Below are 25,411 nucleotides of genomic sequence, written 5' to 3'. Positions count from 1 at the left end.
CAATCTTGACTACCGCTGTTGTCGATCCTAATCTGACAACATGCGTAGTCAACTTGACGACAGCAGCACCCCGGTTCCCCTCGGTCCGGATTCCCTGACCTGGAAGTATTTCGGCGACTGGCGCGGGATGCTGCAAGGCGTCTGGGCCGGTTCGATGCAGAACATGCACCCCGGGCTCGGCGCCGGAGTCGAGGAGCATTCACAGTTCTTCGACGAGCGGTGGGAACGGCTGTACCGCTCGCTGTATCCCATTGCAGGTGTGGTGTTCGACGGCGATCGCGCGCAGCAGACAGCCGAAGAAGTCCGCGGCTATCACACACGAATCAAGGGCGTCGACAAGTTGGGGCGTCGATATCACGCACTCGATCCCGACACTTTCTACTGGGCGCACGCAACGTTCTTCATAGGCACCATCGTCACGGCCGAGAACTTCTCGGGTGGCTTGACCGAGGCCCAGAAACGTCAGCTCTTCACCGAACACATTCAGTGGTATCGCCTGTACGGGATGAGCATGCGCCCTGTTCCCGAGACCTGGGAAGCATTTCAGGAGTACTGGGACCACATGTGCCGCAACGTACTCGAAGACAACAAGGCGACCCGCGACGTCCTCGACCTGTCGGGACTCGGCAAGCCCCCGTACATGACGTGGCTTCCCGATCCGTTGTGGCGGCTCGCCCGAATCCCCCTCGCCCGCGGATTCGTCTGGCTGACGGTCGGAATGTACGACCAACCCGTTCGCGACCTTCTCGGTTACTCGTGGAGTGGCCGAGACCAGAGAATCCACACCGCCGTCGGCCGGAGCGTCAACGCCGTCTTCCGTCTGGTGCCGTGGCGATACCGGTATCAGCCACGTGCTCGCGCGGGATGGGACCGAGCGAACGGCCGAATCCCCGCCGACGCACCACTGGTCCACACACCGGCGCGCAACCTGCCCCCGCTCGAGCAGCGAGATAACCCGATGCACTACAGCCCCAGGGTCTGATCTGCCATGCTCTGAACATGGAGTGGGACCTGCGAACCCTGCTGAACCGGCCGATCACCTCTCACGGTGCGCCGCTGGGACAAGAACGTGTCGCGGCGAGGACCACCGCGTACATCTACGGCAACATTCTTGTCCTCGCCGCACTCATACCGGTGACGAAATCTCAGGAATCGCTTGGCGCCGCGATTGTGGTCGGCACGGCATTGTCGACATACATCGCCCACACCTTCGCCGAAGGTGTCGGCGAGAGCATTCGCAACGATCGTCGACTGACGACCGCGGAGAGAATCGACTCGCTTCGCGATTCCGTCCCGATCCTCACCTCTGCGGTTGTTCCTGTCGTCATTCTCGCGACAGCGTGGTTCAACTTCCTGGAACCGCGGACGGCGCAGTTGATCGCGGAAATCGTCTTGATCCTGCGGATCGGTTCCACCAGTTACGTGATCAGCCGACTTCACGGCGAGAAAGTCAGTACGAACACCCATCTGGCAGCGTTCGGACTCGCCGCCGTCGCCACCCTCATAGTCGGCTTGAAGATAGTGCTCACTCATTGACCAGTCTCCCGATCGCGAATTCCCAGGCCTGAAGGGGTACTGCCGTTACCCGGCTGAACAATCACTCCCGCCCGACCAGCGCCGCCACTACCGTGGACGACATGAGCATCCCGACCCTGAAACTGAACAATGGCGTCGACATCCCCGCGCTGGGCTTCGGCGTCTACCAGACGCCGCCGGACGAAACAGTCGCCGCCGTCGAGTCCGCGCTGTCGACGGGATATCGCCATATCGATACTGCGGCGGCCTACGGCAACGAGAAGGGCGTCGGTGAGGCGATCCGGCGATCCGGCCTCGATCGCGGCGAGATCTTCGTCGAAACGAAAGTCTGGATCACCGACTACGGGTACAACGAGACTCTGCATGCCTTCGACAAGAGCGCCGGCAAACTCGGTGTCGAACAACTCGACCTCCTCATCCTCCACCAGGCGTTGCCGAGCGAGTTCGAGCGCACCATCGACGCGTACAAGGCGCTGGAAAGGCTTCTGGCCGACGGAAAGGTCCGCGCCATCGGAGTCAGTAACTTCATGCCGGATCACCTCACCCGACTCCTGGATGCAACGTCCGTAGTGCCGGCGGTCAACCAGATCGAGGTCCATCCGTACTTCCGGCAGTCGACCTTGCTCGAGGCCGACGCCGATCACGGCATTCTGTCTCAGGCATGGTCGCCGATCGGCGGAATCACGTTCTACCGCGACGGCTCCCACGGCTCGACCCTCGAGGACGCCACCATCGGCGCCATCGCGTCCGCTCACGGCAAGTCGCCTGCACAAGTGATGCTGCGCTGGCACCTCCAGCAGGGCCGCCAGGTGATCCCCAAGTCGGTGACTCCCTCGCGGATCGCGGAGAACTTCGACGTGTTCGACTTCGAACTCACCGCCGAAGAACTCTCCGCAATCGACGCACTCGACACCGGAGTTCGCGGCGGCCCCGAACCCGAAGTCATCACCCGCGAGAAGTTCGGAATCGAGATTCCCGAGGCCTGAGCCCAGCAGTCGACCGAACAGCAACCCGACCGAGTGGCCTAGCTGGCGCTCCACCCGCCGTCGATGGTGTACGACGCCCCCGTCACCATCGACGCCTCGGTCGATGCCAACCAGCCCACCAGCGATGCCACTTCTGCAGGCTCGACCATCCGTTTGATCGCACTCTCGGTGAGCATCACCTTTTCGACCACTTCGGATTCGCTGATGCCGTGAACCTTTGCCTGGTCGGAAATCTGGGACTGCACGAGTGGCGTCAAGACGTAGCCCGGATTGACGCAGTTGCTGGTGACGCCATGTGGGGCGCCCTCGAGTGCCACAACCTTCGACAGTCCTTCGAGACCGTGTTTGGCCGTGACGTACGCACTCTTGAACGCCGAAGCGCGGAGGCCGTGGACCGAGGAAATGTTCACGATGCGGCCGAAACCGTTGCGATACATGTACGGCAGGGCGGCCCGAGCGAGGAGGAACGGCGCTTCGACCATGAGGCGCTGAATCTTCCGGAAGTCCTCGACGTCGAAATCCTCGATGGGACTGACCCGTTGAATGCCGGCGTTGTTGACGAGTATGTCCGTCTCGAGTGCCAGATCCACGAGTTGGTCGGTGTCGAGGAGATCGACGGCCCACGCAGTGCCGTCGATCTCCTCGGCCAGCGACTTCGCGGCGACGTCGTCGAGATCAGCGACGGTCACACGCGCGCCGCGGGCGGCAAGGAGTCGAGCACACGCCTCACCGATCCCGCCGGCACCGCCGGTGACCAGTGCCGTCTTACCGGAGAGCGTCATGCGAACACACCGGCCCGCTCGTCGGCGAGCACTCGCGCGTCAGCGGCGTCGACGGACTCGAGCGAGATTCCCTTGGTCTCCCGCGCGAAGATGACTGCGACGATGGTGACCAGGGATGCCAGCAGAAGATAGATCGCGATGGGGACCGAAGAATCGAACTTGCTCAGCAGTCCGGTCGCGATGATCGGAGCCAGTGACCCCGCCACGATCGACGTGACCTGATATCCCAGGGAGACACCGGAATAGCGCATCCGAGTCGGGAACATCTCAGCCATGATCGCGGGTTGGCCGGCGTACATGAACGCGTGGAACACAAGCCCGATGATGATTGCCGACAAGATGACTGCATTGTGCCCGCTGTTCATCATCGGGAAGGCGAAGAACCCCCACGTTCCGGCGGTGACGGCGCCGATCATGTACACCGGGCGTCGACCTATCGTGTCGGACAGCTTGCCTACCAACGGAATCACTGCGAAGTGCACGGCATGTGCCATCAGCATCCACCAGAGGATGTGCGCCGTGTCCGCATGAACGACGACCTTGAGGTAGGTGATCGAGAAGGTCACCACGAGGTAGTACATGACGTTTTCGGCGAAACGCAGGCCCATCGCGGTCAACACTCCGCGCGGGTAACGCTTGACTACCTCGAAAACGCTGTACGAGGTTGCCTTGACCAGTTCCGCTTCCTTCTGTGCGGCAATGAAAATGGGAGCATCAGTGACCTTGGTCCGAACGTAGTAGCCGACCAGAACGATGACTGCGGAGAGCCAGAAGGCAACGCGCCAGCCCCAACTCATGAAGGATTCGTCCGAGAGCGTCGATGTCAGGATCAACAGCACGACAGTGGCCACCAGATTACCCATCGGCACGCCCGCCTGAGGCCAGGACGACCAGAACCCGCGAGATCGATTCGGGCTGTGTTCGGCGACAAGGAGTACCGCCCCACCCCATTCGCCGCCGACGGCAAATCCTTGGATGAAGCGCAGCGTGACCAGCAGTGCCGGCGCCCAGTAGCCGATCTGACCGTAGGTCGGTAGGCAGCCCATCAGGAAGGTCGCGGCACCGACCAGCAGCAAGCTGAACTGCAGCAACTGCTTTCGGCCGAATTTGTCGCCGAAGTATCCGAAGACGATCCCGCCGAGTGGGCGTGCGGCGAATCCGACGGCGTAGGTGATGAAAGCCGCGATGATCGCATCCAGCTCGTTGCCGCCGCCGGGAAAGAAGACCTTGCTGAAGACCAGCGTGGCCGCCGTGCCGTACAGAAAGAACTCGTACCACTCGACGACGGTACCCGCCATCGAGGCGCCCACCACCTTCTTCAGCCCCGATGGTGGGGCTTGGCTCTCGGGCTTCGGCATGTTGTCGACGCTCATCGTGGACTCCCTCGTCTTCAGTTCGCGATTCGCCTGCTCTTCACGATCAGGAATGTGACCGCTCGCACATTTTTCGTGACTCGATGAGTATCAGTGCAGATTGACGGCGCGACAATGGCAAATCTCGCACCATATAGGTGCAAAAATGCAGATATGACTTTCGGACTGAGCCCCGACGACCTACTCGTCCTTCTCGCAGTCGGCCGCACCGGCCGCTTCAACACCGCCGCGGACGACCTGGGTCTCAATCACACCACCATCTCGCGCCGCATCGCCTCACTCGAGAAGAGTCTCGGCGGTCGTGTCCTGGTTCGCTCGTCCGGCGGCTGGGAGTTGACCGACCTGGGCAGACAAGCACTCAACGCGGCCGAGCGCATCGAGGCTGCGGTGAACGAACTGGCGCTCGACTCCACCGGTCAGCAGCAACTCGACGGCGTGGTGCGGGTCTCGGCAACCGACGGATTCAGCGCGTACATCGCGGCCCCTGCCGGCGCAGCAGTTCGCAGACACCATCCTCGCGTGAGCGTGGAGATAGTTGTCGCGACCAGAAAGGCGTCGCAGATACGCTCGGGGCTCGACATCGAGGTTGTTGTCGGCAAGCCTCAAGTTCACCGCGCCGAAGCCGTTCATCTGGCCGACTACGCGCTGGGTTTGTACGCCTCCCGCGAATATCTACGTCAGAACGCCGTTCCCGAAAGTGCCGAAGATCTGGCCGAACACTCGCTCGTGTATTTCATCGACTCGATGCTGCAGGTCGACGAACTCGATCTGGCTCGCAAGCTCACGGTTTCCATGCGCGAGGCCGTCACGTCCACCAACGTGTTCGTCCACATCGAGGCAACGCGCGCGGGTGCCGGCATCGGCCTGCTCCCCTGTTTCATGGCCGAGCAGCACGACGATCTGATTCGCGTACTGCCGGCTCACATCGAAGTCAGACTTTCGTACTGGCTGGTGGCCCGTTCGGAATCCTTGCGACGCCCGGAAGTCGCAGCGGTGGTGACGGCACTTCGAGAGACGGTGGATCGCAAGCGATCTCAACTCCTCGGCTCACCCGGGACGAACGAAGCGCTCAGTCCAGAGTCGAACGATGTTGGACGATGACCTTACGCGCCAACTCGGCGATCTTGACGTTCATGTTCTGCGAGGTTCGCACGAGAATGTCGAAGGCCTCGTCGTCGGACACACGATGCAATGCCATCAGTAGACCGACGGCCTGACCGATTTCGCGACTGCTCGCCAGGCCGCGCCGCAGCGAGTCGGCATCCTCTCCTCGGTTCAGCGCGGTGACGGCCACGGACGCAAACGACGCCAACATGATCGCGTGGTCGGCAACGGTCTCGGTGAAAGCACCCGGAGTATCCGAGAAGAGGTTGAGGGCACCGAACTTCTGACGATCGACCATCAGTCGGAACCCCATCGAGCCGCGAATGGGTGTCTCCGCCACTACCTTCCGGGCGAATTCCGGCCACTGATTCGGAGTGCGAAGGTCCGACTCGAGCTGCGGCGCCTCCGTGTCGAGAGCGTCGATGCACGGCCCCTCACCCGTGGCCCGCTCGAGATCGTCTGCGTACTCGGCAATCTCGTCGCTAGCAGCTACCGTGACGTTCGTGTTTCCCCGTCGCAGCATCAGACTTGCGTGGTCGCAACCGGGAATCAACTCGACGGCCGCCGAACAGATTGCGGAGTACACCTCGGCGCTGTCTGCCGCGGAGTAGAGAATCTCCGCCAACGCCGCGAACACTGCCTTGGGATCTGTCAGTGCTTGGTCGCGCTCAGCCATCTCCATACACCTCGGGGTCTACCGTTCATCGAATTCTTCATGGAACGGTACAAACCTTACTTACTCGAGCGGATGGGGTCGCCGCCGCTCGCCGATTGCCGCCCGTCTGCCCCCTGAAATGCCTCGGTGGCTGCGCGGTGATGCAGTCCCGTCACGGTCCTGATCTGCTTGGACACCAGGTCGTTGAGCTCGCGGTACTGCTCCTCCGTCTCCCCGGCCGGAATGTCTCTCAGAACCTCCCACATCGCGCTCTTGCCGCACAGCGCGGTCCGCATGATCTCGAGAGTCGCCAGCTTGACCAGGCGATTACGCCAGATGGCGTCGACGTGAACGAGGCGTCGGATCCGATTGACCGTCGCATCGATCTTGGAGTACCGCGGCAGCGATATGCCCTGCGTGTCCTCGATCAGCTGAAGCAGTTGTTCGATCTCGTACTCGAGCTCACCCGGCAACGAGTCCAGCTCGCCTTCAGCCCAGGCACCGTACGAGTCCGAGAGTGACCGCGAGAGTTGCAGCCCTACCATCGCTCCGCACAGGTGAGTGACCAGATAAGCGGTGGCTATGTGCTCCTCAGCAGACCTCGACCGACTACCGAACATTGGGATCCTCCTGGGCGACGCTCGACCGGTCTGTGCTGACACGGGTGGTGATTCGTCATCCGGCCTACCCACGACAGAGCGAGAGCAAACGACGGGCGACTCAGACCCGATCCGGCACCACGACGACGGGCTCGAGGATCTCGGCCCGCGACTCCGGCGCTGCGGCGCGCAAGGCATCGGCCGACTCGTCGTCCGGCTGGGTCTGTGACTCGATCTCCGCTTCGACACGTGCTCGGTAGGTGTCGACTTCACGCTCGACGGTGGCGGCATCCCAACCGAGAATCGGTGCGACCAAACCGGCGACCTGTTGCGCGCAGTTGACCCCACGATGCGGATACTCGATCGCGATGCGCATGCGGCGAGCCAGGATGTCGTCGAGGTGCAGGGCGCCCTCGGCCGCAGCCGCGTACACAGCTTCTACCTGGAGATAATCGGGCGCATCCGTGATGGGCTGCAACAACTCCGGCGTCTGGCGGCCGAGTTCGAGGACCTCGGTGATCAACGAACCGTAACGGTCGAGCAGGTGCTTGACTCGATACGGATGCAAGCCGTACTGCTCACCCAGTTGCACGGTCTGGTTGATCAACGCGAAGTAGCCGTCGGCACCGACGAGCGGCACCTTCTCCGTGATCGACGACGCCACGCGCGCGGGAATGTCTTCTGCAGCCACGTCGACGGCGTCTTCCGCCATGACCCGATACGTCGTGTACTTTCCGCCGGCGATGGCGACCAGACCGGGAGCGACCCGTGCGACGGCGTGCTCGCGCGAGAGTTTCGACGTCTCGTCGCTTTCACCGGCAAGCAGCGGACGCAGGCCGGCGTACACACCGTCGATGTCGGCGTGCGTCAACGGCGTGACCAGGACGGAGTTCACGTGGCCGAGGATGTAGTCGATATCTGCTTTGGTTGCCGCCGGATGTGCGAGATCCAGGTTCCAGTCGGTATCAGTGGTGCCGATGATCCAGTGACTGCCCCACGGAATGACGAACAGCACCGACTTCTCGGTACGCAGGATGATGGCGGCTTCACTGACGATGCGATCGCGCGGGACGACGATGTGTACGCCCTTCGACGCTCGCACCCGGAACCGTCCGCGCTGACGTGAGAGCGCTTGGATCTCGTCCGTCCAGACACCGGTCGCATTGATGACGACGTGACCCTTGACCTCGGCGGTACGGCCGTCTTCGCAGTCGCGAACACGAACTCCCGAGACCCGATCCGCTTCCCGCAGAAAGCCGACGACCTGCGTCGACGTTCGGACGACCGCGCCGTAGTGTGCAGCGGTCCGTGCGACGGTCATGGTGTGCCGAGCGTCGTCGACGACGGTGTCGTAGTACTGGATGCCACCGGTCAGCGAACTGCGCTTGAGGCTCGGCGACATGCGTAGTGCGCCCGCCCGCGTCAAGTGCTTCTGGGAGGGGACCGACTTTGCGCCGCCCATTCGGTCGTACAGGAAGATTCCCGCCGCCATGTACGGGCGCTCCCACACTCGGTGAGCCAGAGGGAACAGGAACTTCAGCGGCTTGACCAGGTGCGGAGCGAGCGTGGTCAGCGAGAGTTCGCGCTCACGCAATGCTTCACGAACGAGGCCGAATTCGAGTTGCTCGAGATAGCGGAGACCGCCGTGGAACATCTTCGACGAGCGACTGGACGTGCCGGATGCGTAGTCACGGGCCTCGACCAACGCAACCTTGAGTCCGCGGGTGGCCGCATCGAGCGCAGCTCCGACACCGACAACACCGCCGCCGACAACGACGACGTCGAATTGCTCGGTCTGAAGTTGTTCCCAAGCAGCTTCGCGCTGCTGCGGGCCGAGAAACTGCGCACCTTGCTGCTTACTCAACCCGGTCTCCTGTAAGTCGACGACGAATCCGTTTACAGGCTAGTAGCTTGATCCACATACTGCGACAGCGCACGGATTACCACGAACGCGCCCGAACCTAGGAGCACAGTGAATCAATACATCGCCGCCATCGACCAAGGCACGACGTCGAGCCGCTGCATGATCTTCGATCACGACGGCGCCGTGGTGAGCGTTGCGCAGAAAGAACACGAGCAGATTTTCCCGCGCGCCGGTTGGGTCGAGCACGATCCGGTGGCGCTGTGGATCAACACCCGGGAGGTGGTGGCCGGCGCGCTCGCGAAGGTCGATCTCACGCGGGCCGACATCGCTGCTGTCGGAATCACGAATCAGCGTGAGACGACCGTCGTTTGGGAGCGTTCGACGGGCAAGCCGATCTACAACGCGATCGTGTGGCAGGACACGCGCACGGATCAGCTGTGTGTCGAACTGGGCGGCAACGAGGGTCCGGACAAGTACCGAGACAAGACCGGACTACCACTCTCGACCTACTTCGCCGGGCCGAAGATCCGCTGGATTCTCGACAACGTCGACGGTGCGAGAGCACAAGCGGAGGCCGGCGAATTGTGCTTCGGCACCGTCGACACGTGGATCGTGTGGAACCTGACCGACGGCGTCCACGTGACAGATGTCACCAATGCGTCACGCACGATGCTGATGGATCTCGAGACCCTCCAGTGGGACGAATCGATCTGCGCGGACTTCGGAATCCCGATGTCGATGCTCCCGGAAATCCGTAGTTCGTCCGAGGTCTACGGCACCGGGCGCCCACGTGGCAATCTCGCCGGTGTGCCGGTCGCCGGAATTCTCGGTGACCAGCAGGCAGCCACCTTCGGTCAGGCCTGCCTCTCCGAGGGTGAAGCCAAGAACACCTACGGCACCGGCAATTTCATGCTTCTCAACACGGGAACCAAGCCGGTGCACAGCAAACACGGACTGCTGACCACCGTCTGCTACAAGCTCGGCGAGGCGCCTGCCGTCTACGCACTCGAAGGCTCCGTCGCGGTGACCGGTTCCTTGGTCCAATGGCTTCGAGACAACCTCGGAATCATTCAGAACGCCAAGGACATCGAGCCGCTCGCCGCGAGTGTGGACGACAACGGCGGCGCCTACTTCGTGCCCGCGTTCTCCGGACTTTTCGCACCTCGGTGGCGACCGGACGCTCGGGGTGTCATCGTCGGCCTCACGCGCTTCGTCAACAAGGGGCACATTGCCCGCGCTGCGCTCGAGGCGACGGCGTACCAAACTCGTGAGGTCATCGACGCCATGCGAGCGGATTCGGGCGTCGAACTGTCCGCACTGAAGGTCGACGGCGGCATGGTGGTCAACGAAACCCTGATGCAGTTCCAGTCGGACATCCTCGGAGTTCCCGTCATCCGTCCTGTGGTCAACGAAACGACAGCGCTCGGCGCTGCCTACGCAGCGGGCCTCGCCATCGGTTACTGGGCGGATACCGACGACATCCGCAACAACTGGGCCGTCGGCCAGACCTGGGAACCGGCGATGGACGAGTCCGAACGGGCACGGCTGTACGCGGAGTGGAACAAGGCCGTCGAGAGAACGTACAACTGGTCCGAGTAACGACCCAGATCACTCGGGCTAGCTCTGACGTCTTCCATACCGGAAAAGCTGATCCTGGTCGCCTATTGATACTTCAGAGGTATCAATAGGCGACCAACTTGGTATTGGACGTGACCTACACCACTCTGCGAATCTCATTCAGGCGCGCCACGTTTCGGCGCCACGAATGATGCAGAGAAAGGTCGCCACGCATGAGTTCACCCACTCGCAGTTCCGAGGAGATCAACGCCAAGGCCCGAAGAGCCGGTATCGCTTCGTTCATCGGAACCACTATCGAGTGGTACGACTTCTACATCTACGGCACCGCGGCTGCCCTGGTATTCGGCGACATCTTCTTCTCCGACACTCTCCCGAGCGGAGTCGGAACTCTCCTCGCCTTCATCACCCTCTGGGCAGGCTTCCTCGCCCGGCCCATCGGCGGGATCATCTTCGGTCACCTCGGCGACCGGATCGGACGCAAGAACACTCTCGTCATCACCTTGATGATGATGGGCGTCGCCACAGTCGGCATCGGACTCCTCCCCACCTACGCACAGGTCGGGATCTGGGCGCCGATCGGCCTGGTCACCCTTCGCGTCATCCAAGGAGTCGCGGTCGGCGGCGAGTGGGGCGGAGCAGTGCTCATCGCCAGCGAGAACGCGCCCAAGGGGAAGAGCATCCTCTACTCCGCGTTCGCTCAACAGGGCTCACCCGCCGGGAATCTGTTGGCCACCATCGCATTCTTCTTTCTGTCCGCGATGCCGACGCCGTCGTTCCTCCTGTACGGATGGCGCATCCCGTTCATCATCTCGGCGGTCCTGGTCATTCTCGGGATGATCATCCGCCTCAAACTCGAAGAGTCCGACGAGATGAAGGCCGTTCTCGCCCGCAAGAAGGTCGTCAAGCTTCCACTCGCCGAAGTATTGCGCAAGCATTGGGTACTGGTTCTTCTCGGCGCCGGCGCACTCCCCCTCGCTCAGGTCACCTACTTCAAGAACACCTTCGCATTGTCTTGGGCTACAAAAGAACTGGGATACGATCGAGGTACCTTCCTGGCCGCCATTGCGATCGCGCTTGTCGTGCAGTTCATCGTCCAACCTTTCGGTGCCGTCCTGGTCTCCAAGATCGACATGCGAAAAGCCATGTGTCTGATGGTGATACCGGAGTTCGTACTCATGCCCGCGATGTTCTTCGCGATCCGAACCGGGAACTTCACCATCGCGGTCGTCGCGATGTGCCTGGCCACGATCCCGCATTCGATGTTCTACGGCGCCATCGCCGGCGTTCTCGCCCGGGCCTTCCCCGCCAACATCCGTTACACCGGATTGTCGACGGCGTACCAACTGTGTTCCCTCGTCGTCGGCGGCGGAACTCCGGTACTGGCGCAGTGGATGCTCAACACGTCCGGCAACATCGTCGGGGTCGCGATCGTGTCCGGGCTGTACGCCCTTGTCTCGCTGATCTGCACCCTTCTGCTGCTCCGCCGCACCGGGTACAACGCGGGCGAACTGTCGACGGCCGAGCAGGCGGATCACGACGAGCTCGAACTCGAGAACACTCGTGCCGCTACGTCGAACTCACCGCAATCCGAAGCGGGTGAAATCGCTACCGGTCGGGCAACCGTCTAGGCCAGGGACGGCAGCGCCTGCTCGGACAATTTCAACACTTCGAGAAGAGCAGGTCTGTCGTCTCCCTCTCGCCAGGCGATACGCAGTTGAAGAGGAGGAGGTGGATCCATGACGGGAACAAAGACCACATCCGGGTTCACGATGCTCCGGGCCACCGAGGAAATCGTCAACGAGCATCCGATTTCTGCGGACACCAACGCGATCAACGACATCGAATCGGGTGCCGTCTGGACGATCCGAGCCAGAAACCCGGCGTTCTTCGACGCAGTGAGCAGTGACTCTCGGAGAATCGAACCTGGTTCCGACGGAAGCGTCACCCAATTCTCGGACTCCAATTCGATCAACCGAACCGATTCCCTCGACGCCAACGGATGGTCTTTCGACATGGCCACCAGAAAGTCCTCCTCGGCGATCAATCTCGACGTGATCCCGAGCGGTGGGACAGTCCACCGGACCATCCCGATGTCGAGTCGTCGATCGAGCAACATCAACAACGCTTCGTTCGCGAAAGCGGAACTGTCGAGCACGAATTCGATACCTGGATTCGTCTTTCTCACCAATTTCGCCCACCGCCCGACGAGCAGGTGCGAAGAGGTTCCCGCAAAGCCCAGGCGAACGCGACCTGTCGTTCCCTTGCCTGCCGCCGACACCGCGATCTCGGCCATCCGGCACGCGTCCAGAATCTCGCGCGCCGGAAGCAGCAGCGCTTCACCGGCAGCAGTGAGCCGCACAGTTCGAGTACTTCGATCGAACAACGGCGAACCGAGCTGTTTCTCGAATTGCCGGATCGTTCGACTCAGCGGCGGTTGCGCAATCCGAAGCCGCTGTGCCGCACGGCCGAAATGTAGCTCCTCAGCCACCGCGAGAAATGCGTTGATCTGATGAATTTCCACCCGACATTGTTGCGCCACACCGGCCGAACATGTCAAGTTTCCGAAACCGACCGAGTGCGCGAGAGAACAAGAAGAGGTACACCCGTGGACAAGACCCTCTCGATGACAGAGGCCATCGGCCGATACGTCGAAGACGGGATGACCGTTGCGCTGGAGGGATTTTCGCATCTCATTCCTTTTGCGGCGGCGCACGAGATCATCCGGCAAGGCAGGAAGGACCTCACGCTCTGCCGGATGACGCCGGACATCGTTTCCGATCAACTCGTCGCCGCCGGCTGCGTCCGAAAGCTGGTTGCCTCGTTCTTCGCCAGCGGCTCCGCAGGTTCCCTGTACGAGTTACGCAGACGCATCGAGAACCAGGACCCGCTCCCCCTCGCAGTCGAGGAATACAGCCATTACGGCATGGTGTGCCGGTATCAGGCGGGAGCCGCCAGGCTCCCCTTCTTCCCGCTGCGGTCGTACGCTGGTAGCGATCTACCCGCGCTCAACCAACAACTGCGACTCGTCGAGGATCCGTACGGCGGCGGGAGCGTCTACGTTGTGCCGCCCCTGAATCCGGATGTGACGATCATCGGCGCACAGCGAGCGGACTCGTCCGGGAACGCGCAGATCTGGGGCATCGCCGGGGTGCAGCAGGAAGCCGTGTACGCCGCGAAGAAGGCGATCGTCGTTGTCGAAGAACTGGTCGACGACGAGGTCATCAGGTCAGACCCGAGCCGAACTCTGATTCCCTCGCACGCAGTCGACGCAGTTGTGGTCTGCCCGCGCGGCGCGCACCCGTCGTACGCACAGGGATACTACGACCGCGACTGCGGCTTCTACCGACGCTGGACCGAGATTTCCAAAGATCCTTCACTGCTGAGAAATTGGCTCGACGAATGGGTGTACGCACTTGGCGATCACGATGAATATCTCGCCAAGCTCGGAGCAGACTACTGGTCGGATCTCGAGGTCGGATCAAAACTCTCCACACCTGTCGACTACGGGAGCAGACTATGACCACCACGATTGTCAGCAGTAACACCACCTCGACCGAAACGATCGTCGCCGTCGCGGCACGCGAGTTGGCGGGTAAGCGCCGGGTTTTCGCCGGAGTCGGACTCCCCACGCTCGCAGTCGATCTCGCGCGACACACGTCGAATCCGGACGTCGAACTGATCTACGAATCCGGAGTGTGCGGCGCGCATCCTTCGGCCATGGCCGAAGGTATAGCCGACTCCGTCGTGGTCTCCGGTGCCGAATCCGTGCTCAGTATGGCCGCGCTCTTCGGTTATGTCCTACAAGGCGGCAACGTCGACGTCGGATTTCTCGGGGCCGCCCAAATCGATCGAACGGGAAGTCTGAACACAAGCTTCATCGGTGACTGGAAGAACCCGACGGTCAGACTTCCCGGAGCGGGAGGGGCAGTCGAGATCATCGCGAACGCCGCCGAGATCTTCGTAGTGATGCGCCGCCACGACCTCAGTTCCTTCCCCGCCGAGCTCGACTTCTGCACCTCACCAAGCCCCGCTCGCGCCTTCGCCAGCGGAAAGGGCATCATGCCGGCAGGTGCAGGAGTGACCAAGGTGTTCACCAACCTCGGTGTCCTGACACACCAGGGCCCCGGCGGCGAGTTGGAGCTGACCAGTGTCCACGAAGGCGTCTCGGTCGATCAGGTGCGAGAGTCGACGGGATGGGATCTGGCCGTCGCCGACCACGTCACTGTCACCACCCCGCCGTCCGGCGCGGAAATCGATCTGCTCCGCAACACTATCGACAAGGTCAGGCTGTACCTGAGGTGACACTGTCCCGGAGCCTGCCGACAGCATCGATCAGCACGGCCTCGGGATACGTCGCGAAACACAATCGAGCGCTTCGACGGAGGTCCGCCTCGACCGCGAAGGCCGTGCCCGGGACAAATGCCACGCCGTGCTCCAGCGCGACCCCCAGGAGTTCGGTGGTGTCGACGTCGCCGAGGAAATCCATCCAGCAGAACATGCCGCCGCGGACCTCGGAAAAGCGTGCCAGGCCACCCAATTCTGCCTCGGCAGCGGCAACCAAGGCCTTGGCTCTGGCGCCGTATCCCTCGCGGAGCATGTCGAGGTGCGTTTCGAACCACTCGAGGTCCGAGAAGAGATCTGCGGTGATCTGCTGAGTGAGGGAAGAACCGCACAGGTCAGCGCCTTGCTTGATCAGTTCGACCGCTTCGCAGACCTTCCGGTGACCGTGCAGCCAGCCGACTCGCAGCGCCGGCGCCAATACCTTGGAGGCACTGGACAGCCGAATCACCCTGTCCGACAGCGCCGCCAGCGGCGCGGGCGGTTGCTCGCCGAAGTACAGTTCGCCGTACGGGTCGTCCTCGAGAACCCAAAATCCATATCGGTCGGCCAGGGCAGCCAGGTGCGTTCGGCGCTGCGCCGAGAGCACCGCGCCCCGCGGATTGTGGAAATTACTGACGGTGTGAACAACTTTGGGTCGAAGACCGGCGTCGAGTTTCGCTTCGAGTGCGGCGGTGTCCATCCCGTCCTCGTCCAGCTGGACCGGAACGAGACGAGCCTGCGCCGTTCGAAAAACTTGCAGCGCACCGGTATACGCCGGCTCCTCCACGACCACGACGTCACCGGCGTCGAGGAGGACCTGCGCGAGCAAGCTCAAACCTTGCTGAGAACCGTGGGTGATCACAACTTCGGACACGTCGAGTGCCCGCCCGATCTTGGAGGATTCGCGCTCGGCGATCACCTCACGGAGGCGCCGCAGGCCGGACGTCTCGCCGTATTGAACGGACGACGGGTCACCGAGTGCGTCGTGGGCTGCCTTCGAGATTCGTTCCCGCGGAATGAAATCGGCGTCGGGCAGTCCGCCGGCCATGCTGATGACGTCGGGCCGGGCAGTCAGGGTGAGCAGATCGCGAATTGCAGAACTACGGAGTCCGTCCATACGAGCGGACAGCGCGGCGTGTGTCATGTGAAGCTCCCAGGCACGCAGAATGAAGGGGCAGAGGAAAAACACCCTGAGCCGTCCTGGGTCAACGGGGCGGGAGAGCGCCGAGATACCGACCCTTGATTCGGTCGGCATCTCGACTATCTCACCAATGCTTCAGTATGTGAAACGAAGGTCTCACATTGTAAGAAGACTCTGGTCTGTTATCAGTCCAGGTCGTCGTGCCGCATGAGCTGACGAGCAGCCTCGGTGATCGATCCGGTCAGCGACGGGTACACCGAGAACGTCTGAGCCAGGTCGTTGACCGTCAGGTTGTTCTGTACGGCGATCGCGATCGGCAAGATCAGTTCCGAAGCGGTGGGTGCGACCACGACACCGCCGATGACCACGCCGGTAGCCGGGCGGCAGAAGATCTTCACGAAACCGCGGCGCAGACCGGACATCTTGGCGCGCGGGTTGGTGTTGAGCGGCAACATGACGGTGCGAGCGGGCACCTCTCCGTTGTCGATCGCTGCCTGCGAAACACCCACCGTTGCAATTTCCGGGCGCGTGAAGACGGCCGACGCGACGGTCTTCAACTTGATCGGGCTGACGCCTTCACCGAGTGCGTGGTACATCGCGATGCGTCCCTGCATCGCAGCCACCGACGCGAGCGGGAGCAGTCCGGTGCAGTCACCGGCGGCGTAGATACCGGAAACCGTGGTGCGCGAAACCCTGTCGACACGCAGGTACCCACCCTTGTCCAACTCGATGCCGACCCGCTCCAGGCCGAGACCGTTGGTGTTGGGGACGGAACCGACGGTCATCAAGGCGTGGCTTCCTTCGACCGTGCGGCCGTCGGAGAGCTTGACGACGATGCCCTTCTCGGTGCGCTCGACGGCGTCTGCACGGGCGTGCTTGACGAGAGTGACACCGCGCTCGGCGAGGGCGTCCTCGAGCACGAGCGCCGCATCGGCATCCTCGCCGGGCAGAACACGGTCACGGCTGGACACGAGCGTGACCTTGACGCCCATCTCGGTGTACGCGGAGACGAACTCGGCACCGGTGACACCGGAACCGACCACAACCAGGTGCTCGGGCAGCTCGTCCAAGTCGTAGAGCTGACGCCACGTCATGATTCGCTCACCGTCGGGCTCGGCTCCCGGGATGATGCGGGGGCTGGCGCCGGTGGCGATCAACACGACGTCTGCGTCGATGGTCTTGTGCTCGCCGCTTCCGAGTGTCGCGCGAACCTGGTGTGCTGCCATGCCGAGGAGCGGATCGGTCAGTTCGGCGGTGCCGGAGAGAACCTCGACGCCCACCGTCTGCAACCGTGCGCGAATGTCCGAGGACTGGGACAGCGCGAGACTCTTGACACGGGAGTGGATCTTCGGCAGCGACACCGAAGCCTGCTCCGGGTCCAGAGTGATGCCGAGGTCGGATGCACGACGCATGTCGGTGCGGATTCCGGTGGACGCGATGAATGTCTTCGACGGAACACAGTCGAACAGCACACACGCACCGCCGACGCCGTCCGAATCGACCAGGGTGACCGTGGCCCCGTGCTGCGCGGCTACCAGTGCCGCCTCGTAGCCGGCGGGTCCGCCACCGATGATCACGATCCGGGTCATGTGTCCTCCAAGTCCTCGCGTGGCCGGCAGGGGTCTCCCGTCGACCAGTGTCACGCTATTCGAGCACCACGTGTCGCGCAGTGCTTGTACCAGATTACTTGCGTCCGGTGGTCCGCTTCGCCACACCCTCGGACCACGGTTTAGGCTTGCGCCCGTGTCGATTTATGCCGCCTACGGTTCCAACATGCATCCCGAGCAGATGTTGTTGCGCTGCCCACACTCGCCCATGTCCGGGACAGGGTGGCTGCGAGGCTGGCGCCTGACCTTCAGCGGCGAGGACCTCGGCTGGGAGGGGGCTCTCGCCACCGTGGTCGAAGACCCCGACTCCAGTGTTTTCGTGGTCCTCTACGACGTCCCGGAAGAGGACGAAGTGAGTCTGGACCGCTGGGAAGGTGCCGAACTGGGACTGCACCGCAAGATCCGAGTGCGGGTCGACACGGCGGGCGACGCGGTACTTGCGTGGCTCTACGTCATGGACGCGTACGAAGGTGGACTACCGTCGGCCCGCTACATCGGCGTGATGGCCGACGCGGCCGAAATCGCCGGAGCGCCGGCCGAGTATGTACGAGAGTTGCGGACGCGAAACAGCCGCAACGTCGGTCCGGGTAACGGAGTGACCGACTAGAGCGCTCGCCTGCTCACAGCAGCAGGAAATACGCGAGTACTGCCAGTGCTGCGAGTACGACCACAATCGTCAGGCCGACGAGAATACGCTTCGAACCGCGCGACTCCGATTCGCCTGAGACAACTGCAGTTTCCGGCTCGGCTGTTGCCACCCCGGCTACGGTTTCAGCCGCCACCTTCTCGCGTCCCAGGGTGTCGAACACCTCGGTGACGTCGTGTGAAGGCGGCAAGCCGATCGGCACGATCGTGTGCGACGTCGAGGTGAATCCGGCAGCGAGGATCGCGGCCCCCAGCGCGGCGGACTGCTCGGGTCCTGGACCGAGTTCACATCGGACACCGAGCTTTTCGGCGATACCGGCAGCTATGGACATCATGGCTGCTTTGTCTGTCGCCGGCTCCCCGTCACCGGTGACGACGACGGCGTCCAGGTTCTCCGGCATCCAACCGAATGCACCCAGTGCCGTCGCGAGGCGTGAACTCGGCGAACTCCCGTCGCCCGCAAAGCCGAACGCGCGGCCGGCCGCGACACCAGAACGCACCAGCGTAACTGCTGCCCCGGTGTCGTCTACGTGATAAATGCCGATGAGCGTGCCGGCGAGCGCTGCGATTTCCGACTCGAACCACGCCGACACAGCCTCGGCATCCGAGACGAGTGTGACCCGTTCGAGGCCCGCGTAGACCAGGGAGTCCTTCATGAGGGCAGCAGTGGACGAGTCCCAGCGCGACGGGTACGTGGCGACGATGTCGGGGGCTCCCCCGCTCCGCCCACCACGATCGGGCAGCGGTTCGCATTCCTGCAACAGACAGCGAATCGAGGTCGCCACCAAATCCTCGGCGCGGTAACGAGTATCGGCCGTTCCAGCGACGCCGCTCGGGTCCCCGACGCGGCCGACAAAGCCTGACCAGCTCTCGGCGAACTCACGGCCGGCGCCCAGTTGCTCGGTGCCGCCGAGCACCGTCGTTCCGTCCTTGCGTTGATTGAGGATCGTGTCCCTGACCAATACCACCGGATCAGCCGAACCCGGATCGTTCGACGCAACGACAGCCGTCGACACCAATGTGCCGATTCGCACTCCCACACCTATGGACATGCCCGTACCTTCACTCGAACGACACGAAAAACGGTACCCCCGACGGGAACCGGAACTATCCCAGAACCAGGCTCGTCAGAACCTTCACACCGACGCCGAGTGCACGCTCGTCGAGATCGAACGTGGGTTGGTGGATGTCGAGCTGATCGCCTTCACCAGACCACACACCGAGCCGCGCCATTGCACCCGGCACAGTCTCGAGGTACCACGAAAAGTCTTCGCCACCACCGGATTGCGGGGTGTCGGCCAAAGCATCCTGTCCGACGGTCGCGATGGCGTCCTCGAACATCCGAGTGGACACCTCGTCGTTGACGACCGGTGGCACTCCGCGACGATAGTTGAGTTGGTAGCGAACTCCGGTGGGTGCGAGCAGTCCGTGGACGATTTCTTCCACGAGCGGTTCGAGCAACTCCCACGTGTCGTGATCGCCGGTACGGACCGTGCCCGTCATCATGCCGGTCTGCGGAATCGCGTTGGGTGCCTGACCTGCACTGACCGCGCCCCACACCATGACGGTGCCGGTGCGCGGATCGATACGGCGGCTGAGCATTCCCGGCAGCCCGGTCACGACTGTGCCGAGTGCGTAGATGAGATCCGTGGTCAGGTGCGGCCTCGACGTGTGCCCACCCGGAGAATCGAGGACGACCTCGATCGTGTCGGCAGCCGAGGTGATCGCGCCCAGACGCATGCCTACCTGGCCTGCCTCCAGTCGCGGATCGCAGTGCAGAGCAAAGATTCTGGATACGCCGTCGAGCGCACCCGCGGCGATGACGTCGAGTGCGCCGCCCGGCATGACTTCCTCGGCGGGCTGAAAGATCAGCCGAACCCCGACGGGAAGTTCGGGCAACGTGGCCAGAGCCAATCCGGCGCCGAGCAGGATGGTGGTGTGGGCGTCGTGGCCGCAGGCATGGGACACACCGGGGACCGTGGACGAGTACGTCGCTCCGGTCGCCTCCTGCATAGGCAGTGCGTCCATGTCGGCGCGAAGTGCGATTCGTGGACCATCCGGTCCGATGTCGCACGTGAGACCGGTGCCACCGGGAAGGATCTTCGGTGACAGCCCAGCGGCGGTGAGGCGGGTGGCGACGAATTCGGTGGTCGCGTACTCGCGGCGAGCCAACTCCGGGTTGGCATGGATGTGCCGACGCCACGCGACGAGGTCGTCGGTGTGCGCGTGAATCCACGTATCGATTGCCGCGTTCACCGGCGATCTACCCCTTCCAACAGACGGGCGCGTTGTTCTGGATCGGACGCTACCCGGACAGCAGTGCGGGCCAACGCAATTGCACCGTCGACTACCGCTCGATCTGCGGAGGAGGTGATACACGCAGCCGCGAACTCCGGCTGATGTGTCACTGCCCCCGATGAATCCAAGCCTATGACCGGGTGAATTCCCGGAATCACATTGGTCACATTACCCATATCCGTACTACCCAGTGGACGGGAGCGCTCCCATTCCGCTGCCAGTGGCACCCGTCCGAGATCGACGATCTGTTCACGGTACGCCGCAGCCAGCCACGGGTCGGGGGTCAACTCGGTGTAAGTAGGCGATACCGTGCGGATTTCGTGGGTGCACCCGGTGCCGAGCGCTCCAGATGCGAAGCAGGCGTCGGCACGCTCGGACAGATTGGCCAACGACGCGGCCGTTTCGGCACGCAGGTAGTAGAGCAATTCGGACCGAGCCGGAACGATGTTGGGAGCCGTGCCGCCGTCACTGACGATTCCGTGAATCTGCTGACCTGGCTGCAGGTGCTGACGCAACAGACCGACCGCCACCTGCGCGAGCGTCGCCGCATCGGCGGCATTGCGACCGAATTCCGGCGCAGCAGACGCGTGCGCCTCGCGACCGTGATAGCTCACGGCGATGTCCGCCAAGGCCAGCGAGGTGGCACCGATGATGTCGATCGGTCCGGGGTGAACCATCATGGCCGCGCCGACGCCGTCGAATGCACCACGCTCGAGCATCAGGACCTTGCCGCCACCGGTTTCCTCCGCCGGAGTACCGATCACTCGGACGGTGATCCCCAGTTCATCGGCGACGGTAGCCAACGCGATGCCGGCCCCGACCGCGGCGGCGGCAATGATGTTGTGCCCACAGGCATGACCGATCTCGGGCAGCGCGTCGTACTCGGCGCAGATCGCGATGACCAGTTCTCCGCTGCCGTAGGTGGCATCGAAGGCCGTCGGCAGGTCGACGATCCCGTCGGTGACCGCGAAACCGTGCTGCGCCAGCAGGTCCGACACTTTGGCAGCGCTGCGAAACTCCTCGAAGGCGAGTTCCGGGTCGCTGTGAATCGAATGCGACAGCGCAATCAGATCGGCCTCTACGGACCTGACTGCGCTGTCGACATTCTGGTTCACGCGATCATTGTCTCACCCGAAGGAGAAGTTGCTCTTGTCAGTCACCTGAGCGAGGTCCGCAAGAGCATCGCGGTGGATGCCTGCCTTGATTCCCGCCAAGTTCTTGCCGTGAGTCGACGTCAGTGCGGACGCCTTGGCCACTGCTGCGGCGAGTACTCCCTCGCCGTCGACCGTTTCCTGCACGATGCCGGCAGCAAGCGCGTCGGCACCGCCGAAGCGACGCCCTGTCGTCATGGCGTCGACTGCCGTCTGCTTGGGCAGACGACTGTTCAACAGCGCGGACATCCCGACTGTGAACGGCATGTTCAGTCCGACCTCGGGGAGGCAGTAGAAGCCGCGGTCCGCGCGCATGATCTGGAAGTCGTGCGAGGAGGCGAGCATCGCACCGGCGCCGAATGCGTGCCCCTGCACGGCCGCGACCGTGGCCATCGGGAAGGTCAGCAAACGGCTGTAGATGGTGTGGACCTTGTCGAGGTAACCGGGCAGACCGTCGAGATTGCCGAAGATCCACGTCGTGTCCAGGCCGTTCGTGTAGAACTTGCCCGTCGCCGTCGTTACCAGGGCCGCCGGCCCCTCGTGCGCTTCGACCTCGTCCAACTTGCTGTGAACAGCGTCGATCCACTCGGGACCGAAGCGGTTCTCGTTGTCCGTTTCGCCCTCGTTGCCGAGGTACAGGATGAATACGTCGCCGTCGCGTTCGAGATAAGGCATGGATGGGAGAGTAACGCCCGCCAACTCACCCGGCGAACCGACCCGACTCCTCAGTAGGGTTGCTCACATGGGAACGATCGCCGAGGCCGCCGCCGCTGCTCTGTCCGCCATGACTGGCTCTTCGTCACCGTCGGTCGCCATCGTGCTCGGGTCGGGGTGGACCGATGCCGCAGACGTCTTCGGTGACGCCGGTGCGGACGTGACAGCTGAAGTCTCGATGGCGGATCTTCCTGGCTTCGCCCCACCGTCCGCCCTCGGTCACGCGGGCACCATTCGTTCGGTGCGCGTCGCAAACACAGAAGTCCTGCTGCTGCTCGGGCGCGCGCATGCGTACGAGGGCCACGATCTCGCCACCGTCGTCCACCCGGTCCGGACAGCCATTGCTGCCGGCGCCGACACGGTCATCCTCACCAATGCGGCCGGCGGTATCCGCGAGGACTACGCAGTGGGGCAACCGGTGCTGATCAGTGACCACCTGAATCTGACGGCCCGCTCCCCCCTCGTCGGCGCGGAGTTCGTCGACCTGGTCGACGCCTACTCGCCGGAGCTGCGCGCGCTGGCTCGCTCGATCGACCCGGGCCTTGCCGAGGGCGTTTACGCCGGGCTTCCCGGACCGCACTACGAGACTCCGGCCGAGATTCGAATGCTTCGTACGCTCGGCGCCGATCTGGTCGGCATGTCGACGGTTCACGAGACCATCGCGGCCCGCGCGCTCGGCGCCCGGGTGCTCGGCATCTCGATGGTCACCAATCTGGCCGCCGGAATCACGGGCGCCCCGCTCGATCACCAGGAAGTGCTGGCGGCAGGCAAAGCATCGGCGGCCCGGATGGGAGTGCTGCTGCGCCAACTGGTCGAACAGCTGTGACACCACAGAACGTCACCGAGTGGATCGACGCCGATCCGGACCCCGTCACTCGCGCAGAACTAGCAGCACTCTCGGAACATGAACTGGCCGAACGATTTTCCGCACCACTGGCGTTCGGCACTGCTGGCCTCCGCGGGCCAGTGCGCGGCGGCCCCAACGGCATGAACCTCGCGGTCGTCATCCGAACCACGGCCGGTCTGGCGGCCTGGCTGACAGCTCGCTGCCAGGGCGGGTCCCGCATCGTCGTCGGCCGCGACGCCCGGCGCGGTTCCGAGGAATTCGCTCTCGCTGCCGCCGAGGTCATGGCGGCGGCCGGGTTCGAGGTGACCCTGCTCCCCCGCCCACTGCCGACGCCTCTTGTGGCGTTCGCGGTGCGCAGGCTCGGGGCAGCGGCAGGTATCCAGATCACCGCCTCCCACAATCCTGCCGCCGACAACGGCTACAAGGTGTACCTGTCGGGTGGGGCGCAACTCGTCTCCCCCGCCGATCGTGAAATCGAGAGCGAGATCGCCCGCGTCGGTGGTGCTGCCGACGTCCCTCGAGTCTCGGTGATTCCAGCCGACGAATCGCTGGTCGAGGCATACATCGCCCGCGTCGCGACCCTTCCCCACGGTAGCTCCCGCTCGGCCCGAATTGCGCTCACGGCGATGCACGGCGTCGGCGGCGAAACCGCGATATCAGCTCTGCGAGCAGCAGGATTCGAGGACCTGCACGTCGTGGCGGAGCAGTTCGATCCCGACCCCACGTTCCCGACCGTCGACTTCCCCAACCCCGAAGAGCCCGGCGCGGCCGACCGCCTGCTCGCACTGGCCCGAAGAGTCGACGCTGATCTGGCGATCGCACTCGACCCGGATGCCGACCGCTGCGCCGTCGGAGTTCGCGACGGTGATCAGTGGCGCATGTTGCGCGGCGACGAGACCGGGGTGCTCCTGGCCGACCACGTGCTGAGCACGGCGCCCGAAGATTCGTTGGTGGCGACGACGATCGTCTCCTCGACTCTGCTCTCGAAGTTGGCGAAAGCTCGCGGAGCGAGGTTTGCGCAGACACTCACCGGGTTCAAGTGGCTCACGCGCGCCGGCGACGGACTGGTTTACGCCTACGAGGAAGCGATCGGGCACTGCGTCGATCCGGATGTGGTGCGAGACAAGGACGGAATCTCGGCTGCCGTACTGGTGGCCGACTTGGCTGCCACCCTCACGGACAGCAACCGAACCCTGTTGGACGTGCTGGACGACTATGCCGTCGAATTCGGACTGCATCGCGGGGACCAAGTGTCCCGCCGCGTCGAGGATTCGAGCGACATCGCGGACATGATGAAACGACTGCGCGCCGATCCGCCTGGCCGACTCGCGGGCGAGCCGGTCACGATCGAGGACTTGGCCGAAGTTCGCGGCGGTATGCGCACCGACGCAGTGATGTTCGACGGACCGTCGATCCGCGTGGTCGTTCGACCGTCCGGAACCGAGCCCAAGCTCAAGTGTTATCTCGAAGTTGTCGTCCCGGTCGCGAACCGCGGCGACCTCGCGACCGCCCACGAGGCGGCGAAGGCCCGGCTGGCCGAACTCCGAACCTTCGCCCTTTCGCTCTAGCGGGGTCCGAACTGCCGATCGCCGGCGTCACCGAGACCGGGGACGATGAAAGCGTTCTGGTCGAGTCCGTCGTCGATGCTCGCGATGACCAGACGAACCGGGTGGCCGGACGCTGCCAACGCGTCGACGCCGGCCGGAGCGGCCACAACGCACACTGCCGTGACATCGGTCGCGCCACGCGCAACCAGCAAGTCGATGGTGTGCACCATCGAACCACCGGTGGCGAGCATCGGATCGAGCACGAACACGGGAATACCGGACAGATCCGCCGGCAAGGATTCGAGGTACGGAACCGGCTGATGCGTCTCTTCGTCTCGTGCCATTCCGACGAAGCCGACGCCGGCCGACGGAATCAGCGCACTCGCCTGTTCGACCATCCCCAGACCGGCCCGCAGCACGGGGACGAGCAACGGCGGCTTCGCGAGCCGGATGCCCGTCGTCGCAGCTACCGGGGTGTCGACCGGGAACTCCTCGACCTCCGCGTCACGCATGGCCTCGTAGACCAGCATGTGCGTGAGCCTGCGAAGTGCGGAACGAAAAGTCGCGTTCTCACTGCGTGCGTCACGCATTGTGGTCAAGAGGGCCGCCGCGAGCGGATGGTCGACTACGTGCGTTTGCATGACCATCAGAATAGTTCCTCGGG

General features: G+C 63.4%; 24 protein-coding genes. 11 read left to right on the top strand and 13 right to left on the bottom strand.

All coding sequences use genetic code 11. The annotated features are described in order from the left end of the window. The first annotated feature begins 40 nt into the window (after window positions 1-40). From V3587_RS16530 to V3587_RS16520, 3 genes are all read left to right on the top strand, one after another. Window positions 41-982 (top strand): oxygenase MpaB family protein, encoded by a 942-nt coding sequence (locus tag V3587_RS16530; RefSeq protein ID WP_283376980.1) that lies wholly within the window; start codon window positions 41-43, stop codon window positions 980-982. A gap of 17 nt (window positions 983-999) precedes the next feature. Further along, window positions 1,000-1,536 carry a hypothetical protein gene (locus V3587_RS16525; protein WP_003940745.1) on the top strand — a complete coding sequence of 179 codons (537 nt, stop codon included), beginning with the start codon at window positions 1,000-1,002 and terminating at the stop codon, window positions 1,534-1,536. 101 nt (window positions 1,537-1,637) lie between these two features. Then, window positions 1,638-2,522, top strand: a complete 885-nt coding sequence (locus tag V3587_RS16520) for an aldo/keto reductase (protein WP_283376979.1) — start codon at window positions 1,638-1,640, stop codon at window positions 2,520-2,522. A gap of 38 nt (window positions 2,523-2,560) precedes the next feature. Here the strand turns inward: V3587_RS16520 and V3587_RS16515 are convergent, their stop codons facing one another. Both V3587_RS16515 and V3587_RS16510 read right to left on the bottom strand, forming a co-directional pair. Then, entirely contained in the window at window positions 2,561-3,304 is a 744-nt protein-coding gene (locus tag V3587_RS16515) for a 3-hydroxybutyrate dehydrogenase (RefSeq protein WP_095969037.1), read from the bottom strand. Continuing rightward, window positions 3,301-4,677 carry an MFS transporter gene (locus V3587_RS16510; RefSeq protein ID WP_283376978.1) on the bottom strand — a complete coding sequence of 459 codons (1,377 nt, stop codon included), beginning with the start codon at window positions 4,675-4,677 and terminating at the stop codon, window positions 3,301-3,303. Before V3587_RS16510 ends, V3587_RS16515 begins: the two co-directional genes overlap by 4 nt. 153 nt (window positions 4,678-4,830) lie before the next feature. Here V3587_RS16510 and V3587_RS16505 point away from each other — a divergent pair, with 153 nt between their 5' ends. Further along, window positions 4,831-5,778, top strand: a complete 948-nt coding sequence (locus V3587_RS16505; protein ID WP_283376977.1) for a LysR family transcriptional regulator — start codon at window positions 4,831-4,833, stop codon at window positions 5,776-5,778. Here V3587_RS16505 and V3587_RS16500 read toward each other — a convergent pair. From V3587_RS16500 to V3587_RS16490, 3 genes are all read right to left on the bottom strand, one after another. Further along, complete coding sequence (locus tag V3587_RS16500) at window positions 5,747-6,463, bottom strand: GAF and ANTAR domain-containing protein (RefSeq protein ID WP_095969034.1); 717 nt, start codon at window positions 6,461-6,463, stop codon at window positions 5,747-5,749. The genes V3587_RS16505 and V3587_RS16500 overlap by 32 nt on opposite strands. 50 nt (window positions 6,464-6,513) lie before the next feature. After that, window positions 6,514-7,056, bottom strand: coding sequence for a hypothetical protein (locus V3587_RS16495; RefSeq protein WP_095969033.1), 543 nt, complete (start codon window positions 7,054-7,056; stop codon window positions 6,514-6,516). Between the two features lie 100 nt (window positions 7,057-7,156). After that, a complete protein-coding gene (locus V3587_RS16490) occupies window positions 7,157-8,899 on the bottom strand; it encodes a glycerol-3-phosphate dehydrogenase/oxidase (protein WP_003940825.1) in 1,743 nt (580 codons plus the stop codon). A 108-nt stretch (window positions 8,900-9,007) separates the two neighbouring features. Here V3587_RS16490 and glpK point away from each other — a divergent pair, with 108 nt between their 5' ends. Both glpK and V3587_RS16480 read left to right on the top strand, forming a co-directional pair. Then, window positions 9,008-10,498, top strand: coding sequence for a glycerol kinase GlpK (gene glpK / locus V3587_RS16485; RefSeq protein ID WP_235171869.1), 1,491 nt, complete (start codon window positions 9,008-9,010; stop codon window positions 10,496-10,498). Window positions 10,499-10,689: 191 nt separating this feature from the next. Continuing rightward, on the top strand, window positions 10,690-12,105 hold the full coding sequence (locus V3587_RS16480; RefSeq protein WP_095969031.1) for an MFS transporter: 1,416 nt from the start codon (window positions 10,690-10,692) through the stop codon (window positions 12,103-12,105). Here the strand turns inward: V3587_RS16480 and V3587_RS16475 are convergent. Further along, window positions 12,102-12,998 carry a LysR substrate-binding domain-containing protein gene (locus V3587_RS16475; protein ID WP_283376976.1) on the bottom strand — a complete coding sequence of 299 codons (897 nt, stop codon included), beginning with the start codon at window positions 12,996-12,998 and terminating at the stop codon, window positions 12,102-12,104. The genes V3587_RS16480 and V3587_RS16475 overlap by 4 nt on opposite strands. A gap of 84 nt (window positions 12,999-13,082) precedes the next feature. On the opposite strand from V3587_RS16475, the gene V3587_RS16470 reads away from it, so the two are divergent. Both V3587_RS16470 and V3587_RS16465 read left to right on the top strand, forming a co-directional pair. Further along, window positions 13,083-13,997, top strand: coding sequence for a CoA transferase subunit A (locus tag V3587_RS16470; protein WP_283376975.1), 915 nt, complete (start codon window positions 13,083-13,085; stop codon window positions 13,995-13,997). Beyond that, window positions 13,994-14,779, top strand: a complete 786-nt coding sequence (locus V3587_RS16465; protein ID WP_124566454.1) for a CoA-transferase subunit beta — start codon at window positions 13,994-13,996, stop codon at window positions 14,777-14,779. The genes V3587_RS16470 and V3587_RS16465 overlap by 4 nt, the downstream gene beginning before the upstream one ends. Here V3587_RS16465 and V3587_RS16460 read toward each other — a convergent pair. After that, window positions 14,760-15,941 carry an aminotransferase-like domain-containing protein gene (locus V3587_RS16460; protein ID WP_283376974.1) on the bottom strand — a complete coding sequence of 394 codons (1,182 nt, stop codon included), beginning with the start codon at window positions 15,939-15,941 and terminating at the stop codon, window positions 14,760-14,762. The two genes, V3587_RS16465 and V3587_RS16460, sit on opposite strands and share 20 nt — an antisense overlap. A 182-nt stretch (window positions 15,942-16,123) precedes the next feature. Beyond that, window positions 16,124-17,527 carry an NAD(P)H-quinone dehydrogenase gene (locus V3587_RS16455; protein ID WP_283376973.1) on the bottom strand — a complete coding sequence of 468 codons (1,404 nt, stop codon included), beginning with the start codon at window positions 17,525-17,527 and terminating at the stop codon, window positions 16,124-16,126. Between the two features lie 154 nt (window positions 17,528-17,681). On the opposite strand from V3587_RS16455, the gene V3587_RS16450 reads away from it, so the two are divergent. Then, complete coding sequence (locus V3587_RS16450; RefSeq protein WP_003940753.1) at window positions 17,682-18,152, top strand: gamma-glutamylcyclotransferase; 471 nt, start codon at window positions 17,682-17,684, stop codon at window positions 18,150-18,152. A gap of 13 nt (window positions 18,153-18,165) precedes the next feature. Here the strand turns inward: V3587_RS16450 and V3587_RS16445 are convergent, their stop codons facing one another. Genes V3587_RS16445 through V3587_RS16430 form a run of 4 tightly spaced genes read right to left on the bottom strand, consistent with a single transcriptional unit; the run spans window position 18,166 to window position 22,314 of the window. Continuing rightward, on the bottom strand, window positions 18,166-19,242 hold the full coding sequence (locus tag V3587_RS16445) for a hypothetical protein (RefSeq protein WP_200315601.1): 1,077 nt from the start codon (window positions 19,240-19,242) through the stop codon (window positions 18,166-18,168). Between the two features lie 55 nt (window positions 19,243-19,297). Next, complete coding sequence (locus tag V3587_RS16440) at window positions 19,298-20,446, bottom strand: M20 family metallopeptidase (protein WP_124566456.1); 1,149 nt, start codon at window positions 20,444-20,446, stop codon at window positions 19,298-19,300. Continuing rightward, window positions 20,443-21,603 carry a M20 family metallopeptidase gene (locus V3587_RS16435; protein WP_124566457.1) on the bottom strand — a complete coding sequence of 387 codons (1,161 nt, stop codon included), beginning with the start codon at window positions 21,601-21,603 and terminating at the stop codon, window positions 20,443-20,445. The genes V3587_RS16440 and V3587_RS16435 overlap by 4 nt, the downstream gene beginning before the upstream one ends. Window positions 21,604-21,615: 12 nt before the next feature. Further along, window positions 21,616-22,314, bottom strand: a complete 699-nt coding sequence (locus tag V3587_RS16430; RefSeq protein WP_095969025.1) for an enoyl-CoA hydratase-related protein — start codon at window positions 22,312-22,314, stop codon at window positions 21,616-21,618. 67 nt (window positions 22,315-22,381) lie between these two features. On the opposite strand from V3587_RS16430, the gene V3587_RS16425 reads away from it, so the two are divergent. Next, the gene (locus V3587_RS16425) at window positions 22,382-23,179 is read left to right on the top strand and encodes a purine-nucleoside phosphorylase (RefSeq protein ID WP_200315605.1); all 798 of its coding nucleotides are present in this window, start codon (window positions 22,382-22,384) and stop codon (window positions 23,177-23,179) included. Further along, on the top strand, window positions 23,176-24,768 hold the full coding sequence (locus V3587_RS16420; RefSeq protein WP_166811045.1) for a phospho-sugar mutase: 1,593 nt from the start codon (window positions 23,176-23,178) through the stop codon (window positions 24,766-24,768). Before V3587_RS16425 ends, V3587_RS16420 begins: the two co-directional genes overlap by 4 nt. On the opposite strand, the gene upp is transcribed toward V3587_RS16420, so the two are convergent. Beyond that, entirely contained in the window at window positions 24,765-25,388 is a 624-nt protein-coding gene (gene upp, locus V3587_RS16415; RefSeq protein WP_283376972.1) for a uracil phosphoribosyltransferase, read from the bottom strand. The two genes, V3587_RS16420 and upp, sit on opposite strands and share 4 nt — an antisense overlap. Between the last annotated feature and the right edge of the window lie 23 nt (window positions 25,389-25,411).

Origin of the sequence: Rhodococcus sp. IEGM 1306 (genome assembly GCF_036541985.1) — a bacterium.
Lineage (GTDB): Bacteria > Actinomycetota > Actinomycetes > Mycobacteriales > Mycobacteriaceae > Rhodococcus_F > Rhodococcus_F qingshengii.
This window is presented reverse-complemented; position numbering and strand designations above follow the sequence as displayed.

Coding starts and splice junctions, on each gene's coding strand:
- V3587_RS16530 (WP_283376980.1), top strand. CDS start 41: ATGCGTAGTCAACTTGACGACAGCAGCACCCCGGTTCCCCTCGGTCCG.
- V3587_RS16525 (WP_003940745.1), top strand. CDS start 1,000: ATGGAGTGGGACCTGCGAACCCTGCTGAACCGGCCGATCACCTCTCAC.
- V3587_RS16520 (WP_283376979.1), top strand. CDS start 1,638: ATGAGCATCCCGACCCTGAAACTGAACAATGGCGTCGACATCCCCGCG.
- V3587_RS16515 (WP_095969037.1), bottom strand. CDS start 3,304: ATGACGCTCTCCGGTAAGACGGCACTGGTCACCGGCGGTGCCGGCGGG.
- V3587_RS16510 (WP_283376978.1), bottom strand. CDS start 4,677: ATGAGCGTCGACAACATGCCGAAGCCCGAGAGCCAAGCCCCACCATCG.
- V3587_RS16505 (WP_283376977.1), top strand. CDS start 4,831: ATGACTTTCGGACTGAGCCCCGACGACCTACTCGTCCTTCTCGCAGTC.
- V3587_RS16500 (WP_095969034.1), bottom strand. CDS start 6,463: ATGGAGATGGCTGAGCGCGACCAAGCACTGACAGATCCCAAGGCAGTG.
- V3587_RS16495 (WP_095969033.1), bottom strand. CDS start 7,056: ATGTTCGGTAGTCGGTCGAGGTCTGCTGAGGAGCACATAGCCACCGCT.
- V3587_RS16480 (WP_095969031.1), top strand. CDS start 10,690: ATGAGTTCACCCACTCGCAGTTCCGAGGAGATCAACGCCAAGGCCCGA.
- V3587_RS16465 (WP_124566454.1), top strand. CDS start 13,994: ATGACCACCACGATTGTCAGCAGTAACACCACCTCGACCGAAACGATC.
- V3587_RS16460 (WP_283376974.1), bottom strand. CDS start 15,941: ATGACACACGCCGCGCTGTCCGCTCGTATGGACGGACTCCGTAGTTCT.
- V3587_RS16455 (WP_283376973.1), bottom strand. CDS start 17,527: ATGACCCGGATCGTGATCATCGGTGGCGGACCCGCCGGCTACGAGGCG.
- V3587_RS16445 (WP_200315601.1), bottom strand. CDS start 19,242: ATGTCCATAGGTGTGGGAGTGCGAATCGGCACATTGGTGTCGACGGCT.
- V3587_RS16430 (WP_095969025.1), bottom strand. CDS start 22,314: ATGCCTTATCTCGAACGCGACGGCGACGTATTCATCCTGTACCTCGGC.
- V3587_RS16425 (WP_200315605.1), top strand. CDS start 22,382: ATGGGAACGATCGCCGAGGCCGCCGCCGCTGCTCTGTCCGCCATGACT.
- upp (WP_283376972.1), bottom strand. CDS start 25,388: ATGCAAACGCACGTAGTCGACCATCCGCTCGCGGCGGCCCTCTTGACC.